This window comes from Paenibacillus sp. Soil724D2 (assembly GCF_001427935.1).
Classification (GTDB): domain Bacteria; phylum Bacillota; class Bacilli; order Paenibacillales; family NBRC-103111; genus Paenibacillus_E.
Window position 1 is genome coordinate 1 of sequence record NZ_LMRY01000044.1, and the last position, 21,652, is coordinate 21,652.

17 protein-coding genes are annotated in these 21,652 nt (G+C 46.8%); 7 read left to right on the top strand and 10 right to left on the bottom strand.

Going from position 1 to position 21,652, the window contains the following annotated elements:
• Nucleotides 1–794 precede the first annotated feature (794 nt).
• On the top strand, nt 795–1,382 hold the full coding sequence (locus tag ASG85_RS26905) for a TVP38/TMEM64 family protein (protein ID WP_060648277.1): 588 nt from the start codon (nt 795–797) through the stop codon (nt 1,380–1,382).
• Between the two features lie 83 nt (nt 1,383–1,465).
• Here the strand turns inward: ASG85_RS26905 and ASG85_RS26910 are convergent, their stop codons facing one another.
• Complete coding sequence (locus ASG85_RS26910; protein WP_060648290.1) at nt 1,466–2,347, bottom strand: LysR family transcriptional regulator; 882 nt, start codon at nt 2,345–2,347, stop codon at nt 1,466–1,468.
• A 109-nt stretch (nt 2,348–2,456) separates the two neighbouring features.
• On the opposite strand from ASG85_RS26910, the gene aroA reads away from it, so the two are divergent.
• A complete protein-coding gene (aroA, locus tag ASG85_RS26915) occupies nt 2,457–3,812 on the top strand; it encodes a 3-phosphoshikimate 1-carboxyvinyltransferase (protein ID WP_060648278.1) in 1,356 nt (451 codons plus the stop codon).
• 33 nt (nt 3,813–3,845) lie between these two features.
• Here the strand turns inward: aroA and ASG85_RS26920 are convergent, their stop codons facing one another.
• The 8 genes from ASG85_RS26920 to ASG85_RS26955 all read right to left on the bottom strand — a co-directional run bounded on the left by ASG85_RS26920 (nt 3,846) and on the right by ASG85_RS26955 (nt 14,192).
• Nucleotides 3,846–4,721 carry a carbohydrate ABC transporter permease gene (locus ASG85_RS26920; RefSeq protein ID WP_057302786.1) on the bottom strand — a complete coding sequence of 292 codons (876 nt, stop codon included), beginning with the start codon at nt 4,719–4,721 and terminating at the stop codon, nt 3,846–3,848.
• 19 nt (nt 4,722–4,740) lie between these two features.
• Complete coding sequence (locus ASG85_RS26925; protein WP_060648279.1) at nt 4,741–5,709, bottom strand: ABC transporter permease; 969 nt, start codon at nt 5,707–5,709, stop codon at nt 4,741–4,743.
• Between the two features lie 80 nt (nt 5,710–5,789).
• Nucleotides 5,790–7,394 carry an ABC transporter substrate-binding protein gene (locus tag ASG85_RS26930; RefSeq protein ID WP_156396843.1) on the bottom strand — a complete coding sequence of 535 codons (1,605 nt, stop codon included), beginning with the start codon at nt 7,392–7,394 and terminating at the stop codon, nt 5,790–5,792.
• Between the two features lie 298 nt (nt 7,395–7,692).
• Nucleotides 7,693–10,089: a helix-turn-helix domain-containing protein gene (locus ASG85_RS26935; protein ID WP_235550230.1), complete on the bottom strand. Its 2,397-nt coding sequence runs from the start codon at nt 10,087–10,089 to the stop codon at nt 7,693–7,695.
• A 190-nt stretch (nt 10,090–10,279) separates the two neighbouring features.
• Nucleotides 10,280–11,014: a DUF421 domain-containing protein gene (locus ASG85_RS26940; protein WP_060648282.1), complete on the bottom strand. Its 735-nt coding sequence runs from the start codon at nt 11,012–11,014 to the stop codon at nt 10,280–10,282.
• A gap of 110 nt (nt 11,015–11,124) precedes the next feature.
• Entirely contained in the window at nt 11,125–11,979 is an 855-nt protein-coding gene (locus ASG85_RS26945) for an SDR family oxidoreductase (protein WP_060648283.1), read from the bottom strand.
• Between the two features lie 613 nt (nt 11,980–12,592).
• A complete protein-coding gene (locus ASG85_RS26950; RefSeq protein WP_060648284.1) occupies nt 12,593–13,093 on the bottom strand; it encodes a DinB family protein in 501 nt (166 codons plus the stop codon).
• Nucleotides 13,094–13,247: 154 nt separating this feature from the next.
• Nucleotides 13,248–14,192, bottom strand: a complete 945-nt coding sequence (locus ASG85_RS26955; RefSeq protein ID WP_063860399.1) for a helix-turn-helix transcriptional regulator — start codon at nt 14,190–14,192, stop codon at nt 13,248–13,250.
• A gap of 179 nt (nt 14,193–14,371) precedes the next feature.
• On the opposite strand from ASG85_RS26955, the gene ASG85_RS26960 reads away from it, so the two are divergent.
• On the top strand, nt 14,372–15,184 hold the full coding sequence (locus ASG85_RS26960) for a hypothetical protein (protein WP_060648285.1): 813 nt from the start codon (nt 14,372–14,374) through the stop codon (nt 15,182–15,184).
• Nucleotides 15,185–15,258: 74 nt separating this feature from the next.
• On the opposite strand, the gene ASG85_RS26965 is transcribed toward ASG85_RS26960, so the two are convergent.
• On the bottom strand, nt 15,259–16,488 hold the full coding sequence (locus ASG85_RS26965; RefSeq protein WP_060648286.1) for an aminopeptidase: 1,230 nt from the start codon (nt 16,486–16,488) through the stop codon (nt 15,259–15,261).
• Between the two features lie 84 nt (nt 16,489–16,572).
• Between ASG85_RS26965 and ASG85_RS26970 the strand changes: the two genes are divergently transcribed.
• The 4 genes from ASG85_RS26970 to ASG85_RS26985 all read left to right on the top strand — a co-directional run bounded on the left by ASG85_RS26970 (nt 16,573) and on the right by ASG85_RS26985 (nt 21,333).
• Nucleotides 16,573–18,237, top strand: coding sequence for a glutamine--tRNA ligase/YqeY domain fusion protein (locus tag ASG85_RS26970; protein WP_060648287.1), 1,665 nt, complete (start codon nt 16,573–16,575; stop codon nt 18,235–18,237).
• A gap of 176 nt (nt 18,238–18,413) precedes the next feature.
• Complete coding sequence (locus tag ASG85_RS26975) at nt 18,414–19,118, top strand: response regulator transcription factor (RefSeq protein WP_057302796.1); 705 nt, start codon at nt 18,414–18,416, stop codon at nt 19,116–19,118.
• Nucleotides 19,112–20,524 (top strand): sensor histidine kinase, encoded by a 1,413-nt coding sequence (locus ASG85_RS26980; protein ID WP_060648288.1) that lies wholly within the window; start codon nt 19,112–19,114, stop codon nt 20,522–20,524. Before ASG85_RS26975 ends, ASG85_RS26980 begins: the two co-directional genes overlap by 7 nt.
• A 68-nt stretch (nt 20,525–20,592) precedes the next feature.
• Nucleotides 20,593–21,333 (top strand): hypothetical protein, encoded by a 741-nt coding sequence (locus ASG85_RS26985; protein ID WP_060648289.1) that lies wholly within the window; start codon nt 20,593–20,595, stop codon nt 21,331–21,333.
• Nucleotides 21,334–21,652 lie beyond the last annotated feature (319 nt).

The window sequence follows — 21,652 nt, forward strand, 5'->3', positions numbered from 1 at the left end:
GTTTCGTCGCCTATTACCTTCGAGATTTGGGGAGGTACTCCTTTTTTTATGCCTTAAAAAGCTAGATGTAACAAGGGTTTGGAATTATGAAATTGACTCAAAAATACAACAATTTGGCCGCATCTCGGAGGAAACGCGTGTTTTCAGCTGGAACTGTTGTACGAAATACAACTTTTTAGCCTAACGTAGGGGAGAAGAGGAAATATTGTTGTACGAAATACAACTTTGGAGGCTAAGGTAGAGCTGAAGAGGGCGTTTGTAGCACGGAAGACGCTTGGCGGGCTAAGGTAGGGAAGAAGAGGAAATAYTGTTGTACGAAATACAACTTTGGAGGCTAAGGTAGAGCTGACGAGGACGTTTGTAGCACGGAAGACGCTTGGCGGGCTATGGTAGGGAAGAAGAGGATATATTGCTGGACGAATACAACTTTGTAACCAAAGGTAGTTCAGCGGAGGATGTACGGTTATACAGAATACAAATGCACGATGGTTAGCCAGCGAATGTCACCAAACATACATTAGTTTTGCGTAAGCATCCACAGGCGAGATCCATCATGTGTCAATTTAGTGTTTTTCGCTCAAAAATAAGCAACCAGAACCTTCATGTGCTATTATGCCTATGGAGGTTCTTTTTTCTGTTGACTCGATTTTATAAATTTGCAACTTCACTTGCTTTCTCAGCCAGCTTTGATAAGCGAGCTCGTCCTTTTGGACAGCGCAAGCCTTTATCCTTCGTTAATTCGAAAGTTTATCCCAGTCTTCAACTAACTGTTAAGCGAGTAGGTGTGCATACATATGGGAATAACAGAACTCTTGTCCTACCTCACGGAAGATAATTTGGCGATGATCCTGGACAAGTATCGATCACTCGGCCCCTTGCCTGGTCTTCTTCTACCTTTCATGAAATCATTCGTTCCGCCGCTTCCTACACTTGTCATTATTAGTGTAAATGCAGCTGTATATGGGCTGTGGCTCGGTTTTCTTTACTCTTGGATAGGTATTGTGTGCGGGTGCTTGGTGACTTTTGCGATCGTCAAAAAAGTAGCCGGCCATCCTTATCTAGAGCGCTGGGCACAAAAGCCCAAGGTCCAAAAAAGTCTCCTTTGGGCGCGCCGTCAGGCTTTCAACTATGTGTTTATACTCAGTCTTTTTCCGGTAGGACCTTTCGTTGTGATTAATATGGCTGCCGGGCTGGTCGGCATGAGGTTTCGTTCTTTTTTGGTTGCGGTTGCCGCGGGGAAAGCGGTCATGGTCCTGTCGGTTAGCTTCATCGGACACGATCCTAAGCGATTCATTGAGAATCCGTATGAGTTGATCTACGTGGCCTTATTTATTGCGATCTCACTTATGATTAGCAAAAAAGTCGAGAAGCGTTTTATGTAGAGTACGTGTACGTATCTTTGTACGGTATACATATCTATACGTACATCTGCTTCTCAGAGTATATATTGGCAGTATAAGCAATTTTAAGACGAAAGCATCTCAAGAAATTTAGCCGCCGCAACAGACGACGTCATATCTTGACGGGTGGTGATTCCGATGCTGCGGGCAGGGATGGTTTTGGCAGGCTTTAGCTCATGCAGATTACCTTCAGCCAATTCTTTGACGACGTAAGATCGAGGGACGAATGCAACGCCGAAGCCGAGTTTTGCAAATTCGATAAGCAGATCAATGCTGCCGAGCTCGATGTCGGCTTCGATCGTGACTTCTTGGGCAGCGAACCATTGCTCAACGAAACGCCTTGTGCTGCTTCCAGGAGACAGGAGCAGTAAGGGGAATTGGCTGATATCCTGCGCGGAAAGTGAGTGGTCATCTCGATCACGGTAAGCTTCACCGCCCACGAAGCAGTCTTGGAGGGTCATGATCGCTTGGACATCGAGATGAGGATCATCGGCAGTTGGCAAATGAATAAGTCCGAAATCGATGCTGCCCTCTTTGACTCGAGCTGTAATCTCGGATGTTTTGCCGTGAGAAAGACGGATGCGGACATCGGGATATTGTTTATGAAAGTTATCCAAATAAGGGAATAAGAAGTGCTTGAATAATGAATCACTCGCTCCGACACGAAGTTCGCCTCCTGTGAGGTGCTTGAGTGCGGACATTTTTTTCTCCCCAGCCTCCAAAAGCGCAAAAGATTGCTCCACATAAAGCAGTAATTGCTTCCCCTCAGTTGTTAGCTCCACACCCTTGGATTGCCGATGAAAAAGCTTCATGGATAGGGCCTGTTCCATTTGTTTAATTGCATAGCTGACGGATGGTTGGGTAATGTAAAGCTCCCCGGCTGCTTTGGTTAAATTGCCCGCTTTGGCGGCGTGAAGGAATATTCGGTACCATTCTAAATGGATCATGATATAGAGCTCCTTTATGGGAAGGTGCTTATTTGGTGATTTCATCTATGCCTTTACCTCCTATTATAATTGGCTTACTGGATACGCACAATTGGAGAGGGTGGATGAGATGAAGGATTCAAAGACGCACGAGCCAGATCGGAGAGCAAGATCACCGTGGTCGCAGCATCTGGAGGGACAGGAAGTACGGTTGTCGCCGCTTCACGGAGCGGTAGATGCCACTATTACAATACCGGGCAGTAAAAGCTTCACCAATCGCGCACTCCTTATTGCTGCACTGGCGAAGGGGACCACGCGACTTCAGGGTATTTTACAAAGCGATGACTCGTATTGGTGTATGAAAGCGCTCGGAGAGCTGGGAGTTGGAATCGAGATGGATGGGGACTCGCTTACGGTCAAGGGGAACGAAGGGCATTGGTCTGTCGCGAAAGCGGATTTGTATGTTGGGGCTGCTGGAACGGTCGCACGCTTTTTACCCGGGGCGCTTGCCGTTGGTCATGGGGAGTGGACAGTTGATGGCAGTAAGCGTATGGCTGAAAGGCCTCTTGCACCTCTATTGGATGCATTATCCAGTTTGGGAGCGGATATCCGTTATAACGGCAATCCTGGATGTGTGCCGCTGACGCTGCATGCAGATGGTCTTAACGGAGGAGAAGTAACGGTTTCTGGAGCGGTTTCCAGTCAGTTTATTAGTGGATTGCTCCTCGCAGCTCCTTATGCGAAAGACACTCTTACCATTCGGATCGCTGATCAAATTGTGCAGCGGGACTACGTCGAGATGACATTAGATATGATGTGGGCGTTCGGTGTGAGGCCGGATGTTCATGAGGATGGGCAAACGATTACGATTCAGCCGAGCGTTTATGAAGCTCGTACATTCATGCTGGAACCCGATGTATCAACTTGCGCTTACTTCTGGGCACTCGCTGCTCTGACGAATGGACGTGTACGTATTGAGGGAATTTCCGCGCAGACACGACAACCGGATATAGAGCTACTGTCTATTTTGGAGAAAATGGGCTGTTCGGTGACGCATGGTGAGCGTTACATTGAAGTCCGGGGTACAAACCGTCTTAAAGGCGGCTTCACGGTGAGTATGCAGCGTTGGTCGGACCAGACGCTTACACTAGCAGCATTGGCTCCCTTCGCAGATGGTCCCATTACATTGACGGATGCTGCGCATATCAGGCATCACGAGTGCGACCGCATTGCGGCGATGTGTGAGGAACTTGGGAAGCTTGGCGTTCAGGTGGAAGAACATGCGGATGGGTTAACGGTGTACCCAGGGGAGCCGCAGCCCGCGCTGCTCGACCCCCACGACGACCATCGAATGGCGATGGCTCTTTCATTGATCGGCGCAAGGGTGAATGGCGTCAGGATTGCGGATCCAGGCTGTGTTTCGAAAACATGCCCAGACTTTTTTGATCGTTGGCGAGAGCTGGGTGTCGGGGTGGAGGTTATTTAAGCAAGATCACTCCACACATGCTTTGCAGCAGAGTTACTCCTTAATCGCCCCAATCATGACCCCTTTGACGAAATACTTTTGCAGAAACGGGTATAGGCAAATAATGGGTAACGTCGAGATGATAATCGTCGCATATTTAATCGTTTCCCCAATTGCGTATTTATCATCGTTGGCTGCACCCGTCATCATCGAATCCGTATTGTTGGCAATTAAAATTTCACGGAGTACGAGCTGTAGCGGGTAGTCTTCACGGCTCCGCAGATAGACTAGCGCACTGAAGTAGGAATTCCAATGTCCTACCGCGTACCACAAAATCATGACAGCAATAACAGGCATCGAAAGCGGGATTATAATGAGGAATAAAATCTTCCAATCGCTAGCGCCGTCCATTCGCGCGGATTCTTCCAAACTAACTGGGATGCCTTGAAAAGAGGTCCGCATGATGATCATGTTGAATGTATTGATCGCACCGGGAATGAGAAGCGCCCACATCGTGTTCATCATCCCGAGGTCGTTCACAAGCAGGTAAGTCGGAATCAAGCCGCCGTGAAATACCATCGTTATGACGATGAAAAACATGATCATATTTTTGAAGTATAAATGAGGTCTGGACAATACGTAGGCGCCGATCGCCGTCATGACGAGATTAATTGCGGTACCAAGCACCACATAGAGCAACGTATTCTGGTACCCTTTTACAATCATTGGGTTATTGAACACAGCTTTGTAAGCGCCGAGATCGAAGCCGGCCGGGCTGAACATCAGTCCGCGATGCTGCAGGAAAGACGTTGCATTGCTAAACGAAGCAAATAGAACGTATAAGAATGGGTACAAAGTGACTATGCAAAGGCCGATCATAAGGAGTGCATTCAAATATCCAAATGATCGTTCACCTGTTGTTGGTTTCATCGCCGAATCTCCCTTCTGACTACCAAAGTTTATTCTCGGTGAGCCGCTTGCTGATGCTGTTGGCGGACACAATCAGAATGAAGCTTACGATGGAGTTGAATAGCCCCACTGCTGCCGTAAAGCTGTAACTTGCCTCCAGAACACCTTTGCGATAGACGTAGGTTGAAATGACATCCCCTGTCTCATAAGTGAGCGGGTTGTACAGAAGAAGTACTTTTTCACTGCCAACCGATAGCATGTTGCCCATATTCAAAATAAACAAAATAACGATCGTGGGCATAATACCGGGAATTGTGATGTGCAGCGTCTGCTTCCAACGGTTCGCGCCATCCATCCGGGCGGCCTCATACAGGGTAGGGTCAATGGTGGCCATCGCCGCCAAATAGATAATGGAACCCCAACCGATTCCTTGCCAAATACCAGACGAAACAAACAGGAAACGGAACCAGCTCGCTTCTTTCAAAAAGTCGATCGGTTCGATTCCGAAGGAGGCGATGATTTGGTTGATGAGACCCGTACGGCCTAAAAAGTCGACCATCATCCCAGCCACGACGACGATTGAAATGAAATGGGGCAAATAAGAGATTGTCTGTACAACACGTTTGAACATGCTATTGCGAATTTCATTGAGAAGCAGTGCTAATACAATAGCCGCCGGAAAGCCAAATAAAAGCTCATATACGTTGATTAAAATGGTGTTTTTAATTAACCGCCAGAAATAAATTCCGTTAAAAAAGCTTTCAAAATGTCTGAAACCGACCCACGGACTTCCCCAGATGCCTTTTACTGTTGAAAAATCTTTGAATGCGATTTGTAAACCGTACATCGGCCCGTAATGAAACAGGAGGTAATAAGCGATAACAGGCAGGGCCATCACATAAATAGCCCAATGCCGCTTAAGATCCGAGCGAATAACTTGAAGTAATGTCGGCTCGCGATAGATTTTGGTTACAGTGCCTGCCTGTAGGTTTCCAGAGCTTTGCGCCATCGTTTCTCCCTGCCTTTCTGCATGGTTTCGATATGAAAGCGGGAGATGAAGCCGTCATCTCCCAGTCCGAAGCTTTCGATTTAACTGCGTTTATTAAATCGTTCGAGCGCAGCCTGCTGAATTTTGGTGGCGTCTTCGATGCCCATGCTTTGAATCTTCTTAACATATTTGTCGAAGTTTTCGATCGGCTCCACGCCCATAATGAATTTAAGCAGCAATTCGTCGCGATAAGTCTCGACATCCGTCATGACGGAAGCATACTTGCTGCTTTCATCTTTGGTCGGTGTCACGAGCGGCATTTTACGTTCAGCCGTTGGTTTCGACCAGATTTCAAGCGCATCTTTCTGCTGTGGGAGCGCGAGATATTGCAATTGAAAATTATCGCTAAGCACGAACGGTGCGCTCCACGTCGAACGGTTATGCTTCGAAAATGATTGAGCAAGGCTGACTCCGCTCGGCGGGTTGACTACTTCCGGAAGGAATACGGCTTTGCCGTTCTCCATTTTGTAGCTGACGCCTTCTTTGCCATAGTTAAATAGCAGATCGCCTTTTTCGCCGTAAGCATAATCAAGCCATTTGACAGTTTCAATGGGATTTTTGTTGCTCGTTGTGATAGCAGCGCCAATACCGTTGGTTACAAAATCTTTCTGGCCCCAAATTGGTTTATCCCCAGCTTTCAATAGCGGATAAGGAGCGGCGACTAGCTTGAAATTCGGGTCCTTGTCCTTCATCAGGTTGGCGTATTTGCCGATGCCTCCGCCGTTATAGAACACAGATGCTCCCAACAGGTTTGTTGTCATTTTATTGTCGTATAATTTATCGTTCGGGGCTGCGAAGTCTTTGTCAAGCAAGCCCTCCTTGTACCATTTGTTCATCGTTGCAAGGAAATCTTTGAACTCCGGCTGGATTGGGCCGTACTTCACTTTGCCGCTGTCTTGGTAGAAACTGTAATTGATGCCCCATGCGCCGAGGAACGGAGCATCGGTAGCGAATAATGCTTTATCGAGGTAAATCGGGATTTCGTCCGCTTTGCCGTTGCCGTTCGGATCTTTCTCTTTAAACGCTTTCAACACGTTGTACCATTCGTCGATCGTTGTTGGCATTTTCAAGCCCAGTTTATCCAGCCAATCCTGACGTACACCTGGGCCGAAGAACACTCTGACCTTCTCACCACCTCGCAGGAACGGGAATGAGTAGATACTGCCATCGTCCGTCATGATTTGCTTTTTCCAGTCCGGATGATCCGTCAACAGTTTTTTTAGGTTCGGTGCGTATTTATCGATCAAATCATTCAGCTTAATAATTTTGCTATCTTGAATCGCTTTTTCCGGTCCGCCTGGATACCCCGTCCAGCTCGTTTCAATAACGTCCGGCAGTTGGTTGGAGGCGAGCATTAGGTTAAACTGTTCTTTTGCCTGTTGGGCATCGGTTGGAGGATGTTGGAATTCCACCTTTACACCGGATATTTTTTCGAGTTCCTTATACATTTCCATTTCTGCGTATGTCTTCATCTGCGAAGCAGCTGAGGGCTGGTTGGTTACCCAGTACGTCAGATGGGTCAACTTCGGCGGCTGTGTTTCTTTGCCAGACTGCGGCGACGACTTCTCGCCTCCGCCATTACTGCTGCATGCGGCAACTGAAGCAGCGAGTAAAGAAATCAGAATGAAAGAACTTACATGTTTCATTTTTTTCTTCAATGTAAACGCCTCCCTTTTCATAGTGATTGAATTGTGAAACGGGATCGTTATTGTCCCGCCTTCTAGTTCCGAGTGTAGCTTCTGCCTGCGAGAAAGGATACTTTCTACTTTTCATTTGCGTTGTATTTTCATAAGAATTGCGGGTTAGTAGAAAACAAATCAGTGAGATATTAAAAAACGTCAGTGTAAATTTGTTGCTCTCCTTCCTTCATGGAGCACTGATATCCTGTCTATATTCCACATTCAGCTTACTTATCAAAATAAGGACAGCCCTAGAGGCTGCCCTTTATGCGTCGGATCCGGTTTTGCCCAGCCTCATCGTTTCGCGGTATTTTCCTGGCGGAATACCTTCCTGCTTTTTGAAAGCGCGAATGAACACAACGTCGTTATTATAACCGACCATTTGCGCAATTTGTGCGTTCGTCAGCTCCTTGTTCTCCATCAACAATTTCGCTTTTTCAATCCGTTTGCGTGTGACGTAATCTAACAGATTTTGCCCTTGATGTTTTTTGAAGAAGGTGGAAATATATGGCGGTGTCATCTTGAGGCGGTCGGCAACAAGCGCCAGCCCCATGTTCTGATCATCGAGATTTTGATCTACGAAATGGACGATCTCCTGCAGTAATTGCGTGCTGTGGTCGGACCGTTCGACTATAAACAAGCGGGTGAGCGTTGCGTACAAATCCTTCGTTTTCTGGTACATGCCATCCGCCGTCGGATAGCTGAAAACCGCTTTGATCGGATCGAAATTCGCGCCAAGCACTTCTTCCGGGTTCGTATTTGAGGCGTTTACAATTTTCAAAAATGTGCTCATTACATTGAAGAACAAGCACTTACCAAGTTCCGGCGTGATGTGGCTAGAATCGAAATTCATCGAATAGATCGTAGAGAGCAGCTTTTCCACATTATCCGAATCACCGCTCCGAACGAAATTGATAAGCTGTATTTCGATTTCAAGCGGGTAATAATAGTGCTGTGTGGCATCTATGATATCTTGGAAGTGGATGACTGCGTTTTTCCCTTTAATGAGTCTATATTCAAGTGCTGATAGCGCTTCTGGGTAGGAGTCGCGAATCGCCTTTGGCCCCTGATGGATCTCTCCTGCGGCTACAGTTATGTTGATTTTGAATCTTTGTGAAATCATGCTGTTAAGCGATTCTGCAAATTCTCGTATATCGACAGCAGAGCGATCTCCTCGCCGATTCTCCAGGTTGATGAGAAAAGCAAGACGATCGCGATCGAGCTCAACCGAATACCCAGTATGATGCAGTTGAATAAGATCGACACCTATATTCGATACGATAAACCTTGCATGCGCCCAGCCTTGCTCGGATTGTTCTTCGCTGAAATCATCTATGTCTTCGATCTTGACAAGGAGTATGGCAAAACGATCGCTTACGAACGATAGATCCATGAACCGAAGTGTTTCTTCGTTTTCTGAGGAAACATCCACGTCCATATAACCGCGTATGAGGCGGGATAAATAGTTGGTTCGAATTAACGGGATTTGCTGGGCTAGCATGTTGCGCAAGTTTTTTTCTTCGTGAATCGAGCCTTCGAACGTCTGTTGGATAAACTCGTACTCGTTGGAGGCAGGGCGCCCGATCATGTCTTTCCCGCGCATAATCGCGTTCACCGTTTTCTGAAGCGGCTTGTAATTGCGGTATACCCCGGCGTAGACAGCTAGCAGCCCAGCGATCAAGCATATAATGAAAAGTCCTAAGGACCATGTTTGAATTTGATTGACCTGCTGCATAAATACGTCATTCGGCGTTACCGACACATACTTCCAGCCCGCCTTTTGCGAGGACGTAACCGATACCATTTGATTGACGCCAGCGATTCGGTAATCGAATGGACTGCTATTGGTTTCAATGCGATTGAGAAGGTCGGGCGAAAATGGTATATCGCTCGTGCTCATAATTGTTTTTCCTGTATGGTCAATGATATAAATCGCGCTGTCGCTAGCTGTTTCCAACTGCTTTAACATTTGTTTGATTTGGTCGACATCGATCAGAACGATAAAATTACCGAGGACATCGGATTGCGAACGAAGGGGAAGCGATTGTTCATAGACGACGACCTCCTTCGGAACGTATTCGGTGTTAGTGGATATTTCATTCCCGCGAGCAAGGGAGGCGGCTGGCAAGTAAGACATGCTGTGCGTACTTGTCAAAATCTCCTTGTGCCACTGCTCATACGTCATGTCCTTAAAAGTATAGTAGGTGGAATAAAAGGTACGAGAATCGGTCAATAAATCTGCTTTGACGATAGTATCGCTGCTGTCAAAATAAACGTAATAGTCAAAAATAAAACTGCTAACCATGCTGCGGTACCTGCTCAATTGGTTGCGCATGAATTCCACGAAACGGTATGTATCGGCGCTGTCCGCATCTTTCGGAATTTTCAACATATAATCCAACTTCGGATCGAGCGCGACCTGGCGCATTAAATTATCTACTTCCGATAATTTATAGTCCAGCGACAGCTTTAGTTGCTCTAGCATCGCCGTATTGGAACGGTTGGCGTTTGTTTCCAGACTCTGCTCCACTTTGGCGTACAAAAAGAGTCCCATTGCAAGTGGAATCAACAGGATGAATAAATTAGAGGCGATCATCGTCGTCAGTGCACTTTTGCGACTGCCAATTTGAAACCAAGTATGCGGCATTTTCAATAAGGTCACCTCATTCCTCAAATTGCTTGTTTGAGTCCAAAACTTTACCCAAACGTTGTCCCGATAAAAAGAATGGATCCAAACAATTCCAAAACGATATTAGTTATATTTTAGCTGTAATTCCAAATATATTAAAGCGCTTTCTTAAATGACAGATCCAAAGCTTTCTCATCTAAAAGCCAAAAGACGACGGACGCTATCAGATCAGCGTTTGCTCGTCTTTTTCAATGGTGTCTAAATCGGTATATATACGCAATTGATCTTGATTATCTATGGTAGCTAGTTCAACATCCTTCATATCGAGATGTGCAGTGTGAATCTGAGCTTCCAGCCATGCGTGGTCTTTTCCTAACTGAGCGAGCATTTTGTCATCGCTGGAACCTTCAACAATAATCGGCTTCACGAGAGAGAACGACGACGTTGGTATGTACATATCTTTTGCCGTGACAGGTTGGTGCTGAGGCTCGAGGAACACGGAAATGATTCCCCCTGGCTCCCACAGCGCAAGTGCGACTTTGGCTATATCTTCAATCTGCTGCTTGCGCAGCTCAGAGAATAGGTGATCTACAGATATTTTGGCTTTGCGCAGATTTTTCATTAGAATCTGTCCATTTTTAATTAACCTAAGAGGCGGCGGGTCTAAATAATGCTTAAGGAATTTCCATTTTAGACTTAACCAGGAGGTTGTCATATATAGTACTACGATTACAATCGTAGTGATCATGGAGCCGACTAAACCTAAATGCTCATCCGAAAGCGGATGGGCAATAATATTTCCAAGAATGAGAGCAATAATGAAATCCAAAAACCGCAGCTGGGAGATCGAGCGTTGCCCCAAAGCTTTGGCCGCAATTAATAAGAAGAGATAGGCTGCAACAGCGCGCAAAATCCACTGGATCGTGGTTAGAGATTCTTGGCTATGAAAAAAGTCCAATTCATGTCACACTCCGAAAATGAGGGTAAATGCTCGAATAATGTTTCCTCATTTTCCAGTTTTTATCCATGGGAAAGGGGCGAAGAGTTCCTGAAGATTCCCTTCCGCGCCTACTCTGTGGCTGATGTTAATCCTACTTCGCGTTCGCTCCAAGTCCAAAACTGACGAGCTAGCTCCTCGTCTTGGGCTCTGGCGGAGACAGGCGCGATCTTCCGCCTGTAGTAGTACTCGCCGCTGACCGTCCTCACGTCCGGGCTCGTGGCCAAATATACCGCCGTCTCCGCGCCTTGCGCCGGCGTCAAGAAGAACGGCCGCAGCATCGCATACACGGCCTTGCCGAATCCGGTGTCGCGATCGACACCGAGGTTTGTGCCCACGGCCCCGGGGTGCAGCGAGTTGGCCGTGGCGGAAGTACCGGCGAGCCGCTTCGCCAGCTCGCGGGTAAACAGGATATTCGCCAGCTTCGACTGGGCGTATCCGCTCCAGACACGATATCCTCGGGTGAGGTGAGGGTTGGTCAGATCGATGCGCCCGATCTTATGGGCGCCGGAGGAGACGTTCACGATCCGCCCCTGCGGGGAGCGGACGATGGCGTCCAGCAGCAGGTTGGTCAGCAGGAAATGGCCGAGATGGTTGACACCCATCATGGCCTCGAAGCCGTCTGCTGTAGTCTGCCGCTTCACGGTGACGACCCCCGCGTTGTTCACAAGCACATCCAGCACATTGTGCTTGGCATGGAACTCCGCGGCAAAAGAACGGATGCTCGCAAGGGAGCCGAGGTCGCACAGCATAAGCTCGATGCGCTCCGAGCAGCTCTGCTTTCGCGCCTCGATCAGTGCCTGCTCGCCTCTTTGGCGGCTGCGGCACAGCATGATGACGTAGGCGCCTTGGCTGGCTAGCGCCACAGTAGTGGCCAGGCCCATTCCTGAGTTAGCGCCCGTTACGATGACCGTTTGATTTTGCATAGGTTCGCCTCCTCTTTTGGTATAGCTCATTGCTTATGCCTCGTATTGTTGGATGGGTTATCATTAAATTTTGATTTAACAGTGGTATCCGAGAGAGAGTGAGGAAGCTGCAGGAGCTTCTGTTGTAAAGTATACAATGGAATTCACGATTTATTGAGTAAAATTGGTGTTTTAGGAAATTTCATTGTAGAAAATGCAATGGAATCGACTCTCATGCTTCGAAAAGCGCAATTTTATTGGATTTATTCCAATGGAATGGGCATCCAGGCTATCAAATCCCTACTTCCACTGGAATTAATCCAATGGAAGTAGCATGCAGGCTTCGAATTCACAGAGTGGAAGTTGAGTGTTCCAGATATGTCTTTGGGGACAACTCTATCGAATGACTTTCAAAAATATATACAATCCCTAAAAAGCCAAAAAGAGCACATGGAGGATGTGCTCTTTCATCTTTCCTGAGCTCTTCCAAGCTCTTCCGATCTCTTTGAAGCTCTTTGAAGATCTTTGAAGCTCTTTCAATCTCTTTCAAGCTCTTTCAAGCTCTTTCAAGCTCTTTCAAACTCATCCAAAGACAAGCTAGTTCTCAACGACTTCTTACTATATCTACTTTAAATCACACCAACGGCTGCATGCCGCGCTCCAGCCAATCCTCGCGAGTCGGACCATAGATGTCCGGTACTCGCAGTCCGGCTTGACGCATCAAGACGATCATTTCACCACGATGGTGAATTTCATGCGAAATGAGGATGCGCAGCGTTAAACCATTGAGCCACTGCTCACCATACATATCAGTGCTTTCAGTGAGCTTAGCATCTGTCCACTGGGACTGGATTGCTTCTGCTAGCCCGGCTGAGGAGGTGCGGTAGGTGTCGGCAATTGTTTTGGCGGATGCTGGCGCGTGTTCTTCGCCTTCGGGAGCATTGAACGTAAGACCAGTGCGTGAGGTCATCTCATGAATGGTAGTCGCGATATGCCAACCCAATTGTCCTAGCGAGCGGAAGTCGGGCGCGATTTGCTGTTTAAGTGAAGCATCTGTCAAAGTGTCCAGCACGCGTTGGGTAGCTTTTGCTTCATTGTTCCATTCATTTACAAAATCTTCGATTGTTCTAAACATGGGTGAGCCTCCTTAGAGTTTTTCGCCAGAAAAACTGACATCGTAAGCATTAACTTGAGTTTTTCGCCAGAAATACTGGCATCGTAAGCATTAATTTATTTGTCTCGCCTACTTCATAATCTCATTATAGACAACCACCACTGACAACGTCCTGTCAGTGTTCATTTGCGTATAGTTGAACGATTTTTTCAGCTTTATCTTTGATGATGGCTGCAATATGGGCCGGTTCAATGATTCGCAGGTTGGGGCCATAGCTAAGAAGCATGCCATGAAGCCACGGTTCATCCGGTTGAGTGGCGGTAATCATCAAAGTGCCATCAGCTTGAACGGTAATTTGCTCAGGACGGAAATAATCCTCTACTTGAGCTCGAACATTCGGCTGCGCATGCAGCACGAGTTTGATGAGCGAGGAGGGGGCTCTTTTGCCCCAATTATGGTCTAACTGTTCTAAGGCTCCTTCTTTACGTTCAAAGGTTCTCTGAAGCACTTCAATATCCTTCATACGAGATAATCGGAAGACGCGAAAATCTTGACGAAGGAGGCAGTAGCCGTACAAATACCAGCCAAAGCCTTTGACCACAATGCCCATAGGTTCTACTGTTCGTACAGACTGCTCACTTTGGGAAGTAATATATTGAAAGGAAATCAGTTTGGATTCCTTGATTGATGTGCGCAGGGTGCTCAGCTTCTCTTTGTCTTGATTGCTGCCACGCCAAGGATTCATATCAATAATAAGCTGATTGTTTAGGTTAGCGACGGTGTTCTGTTCCGATTTCGCCACGAGAGCGCCGACTTTATCAAGAAGGTTGCTGATCTCTTGGTCGCCGACGGTAGAGCGGATTCCTTTGAGGCCAACAATAATAGATTGGAGCTCATCGAGGGACAGAAATTGGCGATCCAGCCGATATTGGTCCATAATTTCGTAGCCACCGCTCATCCCTGCATAAGAAACCACAGGAACGCCAGCTTGGTTAATGGCCTCAACGTCTCGGTAAACTGTACGTAATGACACTTCAAAACGCTCCGAAAGTTCTTTAGCGCTAATTCTTCTTCGATTTAGAAGCAGCATGGTAATGGCAAGCAGACGATCAATTTTCAAGAAAAGCACCTCATCGATTCATATATGTTAACTTTAACATTCGATTTCAGAGAAAGAATTCCCTTTGTGGAATTCCGCATACCCGATGGAAAATTTAGAAATAATAAGCCGAATTCAAATCTCAAAGAGGAGAGACTTTGAGCTACGCTCAAAGATCCCTATATTAGGAGTCGGATTACATGTTCAGAAAATGGTTTAAAATCGCCCTAGGCACAGCGATAATTAGTTTGCTTTTGAGCAGCTCATCTTTATGGAGAGTTGGATTCGTGTCCGCTGAAGAGATGCCGCCACCACCGCTACAAACTGCACAGCAAGGCGAGCTTATACAAACACGTGAGATTGATGTCACTGGTGACGGCAAGCCGGATACGGTATCCCTGATAGGGATGAAGTCGGATAGTAGTAGTCCGTACTATGATAAGCTATTTATTACCGTCGTAGGACCAGTCCAGACCCAAGTAGTCATTCCGCTTGAGGGTGGATATAACCCTCAGATGGATTTTTGTGACTTTATTCAGGACAAACTGCCTCAAATCTATGTATCCGCCGAAACAGGGGGCAGCGGGGGGCTATCCAACTACTATATTTACTCACTGAAAAATAATGTTCCGACCGCTATCCCGCTGCCTAGTCCCCTTCATGTAAAGGCAACTTTTAAGAAGAATTATGTGGTAAAGATGAAAATTGAAGAGACAGGGAAGTCTTTCAAAATCGATATCAAAGACCGCAAGGACGATTACGAGAAATTCGGTGTATACAAAAATGGTAGTGTAGTGAAGCCGATTATTGTGGATGTTCATGGTTATGGCGCCCTGAAGCCGATAGATATTGATCGGGATGGGTACTGTGAGCTGAAAGGTGCTCAGCGAATCACGGGTATTGCGAACGCAGATACACTTGGATACGCCATCTCTGTTTGGAAATGGAAACAAGGGAAATGGATTCTGAAAGACTCCTCCATTGTCAAAACGCTGCCTGGCAAGTTACGTTAAAAAAAGACCGCCATCTCACGGAGTGCAATTGTTCCATGATGTGGCGGTCTTTCTATGAAGTCATGCTTGCCGTCTTATGCCCAGTTTCCTTTGCGAAACAAAGCTTCGCGGCTTCCATCTGCCAGAATGCCATCGATCTGCATGTCAGCTGAGCCGATCATAAAGTCAACGTGAATTAGGCTTTTATTGTAGCCATTTTGGGTTAACTCCTCGGGGCTCATTGTCGTTCCACCTTCAATCGTGAACGGATATGAATTACCGAGTGCGACATGACAGGAAGCATTTTCGTCGAATAGGGTGTTGTAGTAAATGAGTCCTGACTGCGAAATGGGGGAGTCATAAGGAACAAGTGCCACTTCACCCAAATAACGGGCGCCCTCATCCATGTCCAGCATCTTATTCAGCACTTCTTGACCCACCTCAGCGGTCGCCTCGACAACTCGGCCATTTTCGAATTTCAAGCTGAATCCATTGATTAGTGAGCCTTGATAGCTCAGCGGCAAAGTGCTGCGAACGGTTCCGTTCGTGCCATTTCGTGCAGGCATCGTAAATACTTCTTCCGTTGGGATGTTCGGCACGAAGAAAATGCCTCGCTCCGACTCGCTCCCTGCGGCAACCCATTGATGCTTAGGGGCTAGCTCTATGTATAAATCTGTACCAGGAGCTTTGAAATGCAGCTGCTTGTACTTTTTGTTGTTCAGCAGATTCTGCTTGTCTGTCAACGTCTCGATATGCTGTTTCCATGCTGCAACCGGATCATCTTTATCCACACGAGTCAGCTTGAAAATCTGCTCCCACAGCTTCTTGATGCGCTCGGCTTCGCTCAAATCCGGGAACACCTTAGCCGACCATTCCGCTGTCGGGAAGGAGACCATCAACCAGTTCACCTGATTGCTGCGCAAATATTTCAGGAACCCTTCGCGCGCAGTTGCTGTAGTTTTGCTAGAGATGGCGACCCGCTCAGGGTCTACATCTTTGAGCAAGTCAGAGTTAGGCGCATAGATTTGGAGGAAGGCTGCACCGTCCTTTGCCATCTCTTCCAGGCCGTTTGCTCGCCACATGGGGTACTCGCGCAGCGTGGATTCCGGGGCGTGCTTGAGGCGCAGCGCCTTCACTTCATCGTCGTCCCAATCGATGACGACATCTTTGGCGCCAGCGTCGTAAGCCTTTTTCGTTAGCTTGCGCACAAAGTCAGCACAGGCGATCGGCGTCATGATGACGACAGTCTGATCCTTTTGTACATTTAATCCGACACGTATGGCAAGCTCTGCATATTTATCTAGGTAATGTTCGAATGTCTCCATCTCGCTGGCTCCTTTATATTTGAGTAAGATATAGTGTATGATAGAAAATAAAACTTTAACCCGTGGGAGAAAGGCTGGGAACATATGGAAACAAAGAGCGCAGCAGTAAGCACGCCATCCAATTTCATTAAGAACATTGTAAACGAAGATCTGAAATCAGGCAAAGTCAGTCAGGTAGTTACCCGATTTCCCCCGGAGCCGAACGGTTACCTTCATATAGGACATGCGAAGTCGATTTGTCTTAATTTTGAGCTTGCGGATGAATTCAAGGGGTTAACGAACCTTCGCTTTGACGATACGAATCCGGTGAAGGAAGATACAGAATATGTGGAATCCATTAAAGCAGATGTCGCTTGGCTCGGTTTTCAATGGGACGGTTTGTTTTTTGCTTCCGATTATTTCGAGGAAATGTACAAACGTGCGGTGGTTTTGATCAACAAAGGTTTAGCTTTTGTGGATGACCAAACAGCGGATGAAATCCGCGAAACCCGCGGGACGCTTACACAGCCGGGTACGAACAGTCCTTACCGCGAACGCAGTATCGAAGAGAATCTCGCCTTGTTTGAGCGTATGCGTGCCGGTGAATTCAAAGATGGAGAGCGTGTTCTTCGTGCTAAGATCGATATGTCTTCGCCGAACATCAACCTGCGCGATCCAATCATTTATCGTGTCGTGCATGCTCATCATCATAATACGGGAGATGCTTGGTGCATCTACCCAATGTACGCTTTCGCACATCCACTGGAAGATGCCATTGAAGGTGTTACGCATTCAATTTGTACGCTCGAGTTCGAAGACCAACGCCCGTTCTACGATTGGGTTGTTCGCGAGTGCGAGATGCCGAATGTGCCTAGACAGTATGAATTTGCACGCCTTAACTTGACGAACACAGTTATGAGTAAAAGAAAGCTGAAACAGCTTGTCGACGAGAAAGCCGTTGACGGTTGGGACGATCCGCGGATGCCGACCATTTCTGGTTTGCGCCGCAGAGGCTTTACAGCTGAATCCATTCGCAATTTCGCTCGCGAAATCGGTGTAGCTCGCAGCTACAGCGTCGTTGACGCGAAGATGCTGGATCATTTTATTCGTGAGGATTTGAAGTTGAAGGCGATGCGTACGATGGGTGTTCTGAATCCGCTCAAAGTCGTAATCACGAACTACCCTGAGGATCAAGTCGAAATGCTGGATATGGAGAACAACGCAGAGAATCCAGAGATGGGCAATCGCCAAATTCCGTTCTCCCGCGAGATCTACATCGAGCAAGAAGATTTCATGGAAAATCCGCCAAACAAATATTTCCGGTTATTTCCCGGCAACGAAGTGCGGTTGAAAAACGCCTATTTCATCAAGTGCAATGATTTCATCAAAGATGAGAACGGCAAAGTGGTTGAGCTGCACTGCACGTATGACGTGGAAACGAAAAGCGGCAGCGGATTTACGGGCCGTAAAGTCAAAGGAACGATCCACTGGGTAGATGCGAAGAGTGCTGTACCTGCGGAGTTCCGTCTGTATGAGCCGCTGATTCTCGATAACGAAGAGGACGAGGATGTTTCGTTCTTGGAGAATTTGAATCCAAACTCACTGCAAATTGTGCAAGGTTTCGTGGAAGACAATATGAAGCAAGCACAGCCGCATGACAAGTTCCAATTTTTCCGCCACGGCTATTTCAACGTAGATCCGAAACATACAACAAGCGACAAACTGGTGTTTAACCTGATTGTCTCGCTGAAAAGCTCTTTTGAAGTGTAAAATTGGGCTCACATGAGTTCATATAAGGATTAGACAGGAACTCCTAGTGAAAACTAGGATTTTTTGTTGTGCTGGAAATCGAGCGCGGTAAAAAACCATTTTGAAAAAATAAATTTTTTGTTCACAAATATCCAGTAATATAAATGATGAATCCTATTACATAAGGAGCGTGCCGCGTGACAACCGTATTGGTGGTAGATGATGATCTTAATATTTGCCGGATTACGAAGTTATATTTGGAGAAAAATGGATATAAAGTAATAACCGCAAATGATGGTGAACAGGCGCTAACTCAGTTTGATGAGCTGCACCCAGACTTCATTGTACTTGATATAATGATGCCCAAACGTGATGGCTGGGAGGTCTGCCAGAAAATTCGTGCGAAGAGTGATGTTCCTATTCTCATGCTGACGGCTAGAGGTCACGTGGATGAGCGAATTGAAGGTTTGCAGATGGGCGCTGATGACTATCTAGTGAAGCCCTTCGACCCGAATGAATTGGTTGCTCGTGTGACCACGATACTCCGCAGGACGCTGCTCCGCACAGAAGCTGCTGCGCCTGCTCATCTATATGAAGTGGGCAGCTTGCGAGTGGATAGCCTGTCCCATGACGTGACTGTAGAAGGGCAGTTCGTTGCTTTACCCAAGAAAGAGTATGAACTGCTGCTGTTTTTCGTGCGAAACCCGAATCAAGTATTTACCCGGGAGGACCTGATCGCAAAGATATGGGGTTGGGATTTCGAGGGTGAAGACCGCGTCGTGGATTTATATATTAAACGCTTGAGACAAAAGCTTTCTGCTTTGACGGACAGGAAAGAGGACTGGAGCATCCGTACCGTATGGGGTGTAGGATATAAGTTTGAGGGCCCAGGTGCATGCTGAACTCCTTTTACCGCAAGTTATTATTTATTTATATTTCGATTACCGTTGTGTCCATTCTTGCCATTTCAGGAACCATTGGCTATTCGATGAAACAGAAAACCTATGAACGCAGCGAGAAGCTCCTGCTAGAGAAGGTGGAGCAGGTTGGTGAGCTGGCTAAGGATCTGTTCGATAACTCGACACAGTTGAAGGATTTTCGTAAGCAGATTAGCGCCATTGAGAAGACTTCGAACGTTCATGTTGCCGTTATCAAGCATCCCAAAGCAAATCTGGATAAGATTCAGGCGGTGGGCGAGGCCCCAGCACGTAAGGAATGGGTGGAAAAAGTGCTGTCGGGTAATCAAGTGACGGTGCAAAGCAATTTTGCTCAAAACAGTTCGGTGAAAATGCTCATTGTCGGGCGACCCGTCATGCAGGAGAATCGCGTCATTGGCGGGATTTTTTTATACACTCCAATCGTGAATATTCAAGGCACTATCAATGGCATTAATCGAGCGATATTCCTATCTGCCTTAACGGTTGCATTGCTTGCGATTGCTGTCCTGTACTTTGTTTCCAGACATTTTATGAAGCCGATTCAACTCATGAGCAAAACCGCAGAGGCTTTGGCCTTGGGGGATTTCAGCGGAAGGGTACCGGTTAGAGGCAAGGACGAAATCGCCTCGCTGTCAGGATCTCTGAATCGAATGGCCGGTAAACTGCAGAAAGTAGAAGAGGGACGCAAGCGATTTCTATCTGAAATATCCCATGAGCTGCGGACGCCGTTGACGACAATTCGAGCCTCCTTGCAGGGGATAACGGATGGCGTTGTTGAGCCTGAAGACGCGAAGGAATTCATCCAAGTTTCTCTACAGGAGACGCTTCGGCTGAGCCATTTGGTTGATGATTTGATGGAACTGTCGTCGTTTGAGGAGAAGCAGGTCAAATTAAACCTCCAGGATGTCGATGTACCTGACTTAATAGGGCTAGTGGTTACCCAACTCAAGATGAAAGCTAAAGCAAAGCAGATCGAGCTGAGCTCTGAGGCAGAAGGGCCATACTTGGTTTATGCGGATGCAGACCGGTTGAGGCAGGTGTTTATCAATTTGCTGGACAATGCCATTAACCATATTCCTGAGGGATCCTCGGCGGGTATTCGAGTAAAAGTAGTCAAGAACGAACGCTGGATAGAAGTGTGGGATAACGGACTAGGTATCGCGCCAGAGAAATTGCCGCATCTATTCGATCGTTTCTATAAAACGGACGAAAGCCGCAACCGTTCCGGCGCAGGTCTCGGTTTAACAATCAGCAAACACATCGTAGAAGCTCATGGCGGTACGATTCGAGTGGAATCTCAACTTCAAATGGGGACGGTGTTTAAAATATTTTTGCAGTCGCCTATGCTTCGCCGCATGACAAACTTATGACATAACTATTCGGTAAGATAGGGTTCGTAAGGTAAACATAACCATAAACGAATTGAGGAGCGATACTTATGTTGAAAAAATTAACAGGCATTGCGTTGGTTGGTGCAATTGTATTAACAGTTCCGATTGCGGCTTTTGCTGCGAATGCACAGGCTACTACTCAAGCGCCAACAAGCAAATCCACTAAACCAGTTAAGCAGCTGCTTCAGGATAAAGCGCAAATTTTTGGTATATCAACAGATGGTAAAACGAGTGAACAGATCAAAGCGGAGTTAAAAGCTTTAAGTTCTGCCAAACACACGGAACAATTGAACAAAGCAGCAGCGAAGCTGGGTATTAGCACTGACGGTAAAACAGCGGAACAGCTGAAAGCTGACATTCAAGCGGCTGTTCAAGTGAAGCTGCAAGAAAAAGCGGCGAAACTTGGTGTTAGCGCGGATGGGAAAACGAATAAAGAGCTGAGAGCAGCGCTCAAAGCAGCTGTTTTACCGAAATTGCAAGAAAAAGCGGCAAAGCTCGGTGTTACCACAGATGGAAAAACAAATAAAGAGATTAGAACAGAGCTACAAGCGGCCGCGTTGACGAGCCTGAAAGAAAAAGCAACAAAAGCGGGTGTTGCAACGGAAGGCAAGACAGCCAAAGAAATACGTGCTGCTTTAAAGGCGAGTAAAGAAGGTAAAAAGGCAGAAGCAGTGAATAAAAAAGCCGCTAAATTAGGTATCTCCACGGAAGGTAAGACTACTGAGCAGGTGTTTGCTGAAATAGAAAGTGCACTGAAAGCGAAGTGGGAGAAGCAGGCGCAGAAGTAGGGTAGATAAGTACTGGTGAAGTACGGGAATAGACAAACCTCGAGGGCTGCCTCGGGGTTTGTTTTTTGAGTTCACGGATAAATGAATTCTCACTCGGGGAGTGATTTTTGTTTTCAGTGTGTCAGTCTTCTCCGGCTAAAATGGGCTAAAGTTGTACAACGTACAACAATTTCGTGGTTTTTTTGTAACCAAGCCGTAGTTGTTGTATTTCGTACAACAATTCGGTCTAACCCCCTAATACTGGACACTAGTCGACTAAAGCAACAGATTACTTATTAAATTGCGAGTTTAAACGGCTTTACTTCATTTTTCTTTAACT

Excerpts from the sequence above, each read along its gene's own strand:
- ASG85_RS26970 (WP_060648287.1), top strand. The coding sequence starts at position 16,573 with ATGGAAACAAAGAGCGCAGCAGTAAGCACGCCATCCAATTTCATTAAG.
- ASG85_RS26920 (WP_057302786.1), bottom strand. The coding sequence starts at position 4,721 with ATGAAACCAACAACAGGTGAACGATCATTTGGATATTTGAATGCACTC.
- aroA (WP_060648278.1), top strand. The coding sequence starts at position 2,457 with ATGAAGGATTCAAAGACGCACGAGCCAGATCGGAGAGCAAGATCACCG.
- ASG85_RS26950 (WP_060648284.1), bottom strand. The coding sequence starts at position 13,093 with ATGTTTAGAACAATCGAAGATTTTGTAAATGAATGGAACAATGAAGCA.
- ASG85_RS26930 (WP_156396843.1), bottom strand. The coding sequence starts at position 7,394 with ATGAAACATGTAAGTTCTTTCATTCTGATTTCTTTACTCGCTGCTTCA.
- ASG85_RS26910 (WP_060648290.1), bottom strand. The coding sequence starts at position 2,347 with ATGATCCATTTAGAATGGTACCGAATATTCCTTCACGCCGCCAAAGCG.
- ASG85_RS26905 (WP_060648277.1), top strand. The coding sequence starts at position 795 with ATGGGAATAACAGAACTCTTGTCCTACCTCACGGAAGATAATTTGGCG.
- ASG85_RS26980 (WP_060648288.1), top strand. The coding sequence starts at position 19,112 with ATGCTGAACTCCTTTTACCGCAAGTTATTATTTATTTATATTTCGATT.
- ASG85_RS26925 (WP_060648279.1), bottom strand. The coding sequence starts at position 5,709 with ATGGCGCAAAGCTCTGGAAACCTACAGGCAGGCACTGTAACCAAAATC.
- ASG85_RS26965 (WP_060648286.1), bottom strand. The coding sequence starts at position 16,488 with ATGGAGACATTCGAACATTACCTAGATAAATATGCAGAGCTTGCCATA.
- ASG85_RS26985 (WP_060648289.1), top strand. The coding sequence starts at position 20,593 with ATGTTGAAAAAATTAACAGGCATTGCGTTGGTTGGTGCAATTGTATTA.
- ASG85_RS26960 (WP_060648285.1), top strand. The coding sequence starts at position 14,372 with ATGTTCAGAAAATGGTTTAAAATCGCCCTAGGCACAGCGATAATTAGT.
- ASG85_RS26945 (WP_060648283.1), bottom strand. The coding sequence starts at position 11,979 with ATGCAAAATCAAACGGTCATCGTAACGGGCGCTAACTCAGGAATGGGC.